This window comes from Pseudomonas sp. PS02288 (genome assembly GCF_029959715.1).
Classification (GTDB): domain Bacteria; phylum Pseudomonadota; class Gammaproteobacteria; order Pseudomonadales; family Pseudomonadaceae; genus Pseudomonas_O; species Pseudomonas_O kuykendallii.
On record NZ_JASCPA010000148.1, the window covers coordinates 1 to 255 of the forward strand.

The following is a 255-nucleotide window of genomic DNA, read 5'->3' on the forward strand; positions in this document are numbered from 1 at the left end:
CAGCCCGAAGCGGTAGGCGCCGGCGAGGATGCCGTGCTCCTCGAGCACCTGGGCGACGATCTGCGGCACGCTCAGGTGCTGGAAGATGCGCTGGTTGATCCGATAGGCCAGGTACGCCAGCTGCGGCACCAGGGTCATCCGATAGCGGGTCAGGCGCTTGCCGGACTCGCCCTGGGCGATGCGCCGGACCAGCCCGTGAACGCCGCCACCGGCGTGGGAAAAGGCCAGAAACGCGGGCCGGTGCAGGAACGACTC

General features: G+C 69.4%; 1 protein-coding gene. It reads right to left on the reverse strand.

Annotated elements, in window-relative coordinates:
- A partial coding sequence (locus QMX85_RS23440; RefSeq protein ID WP_282344965.1) for a contractile injection system protein, VgrG/Pvc8 family occupies nt 1-255 on the reverse strand: 255 nt, incomplete at both ends.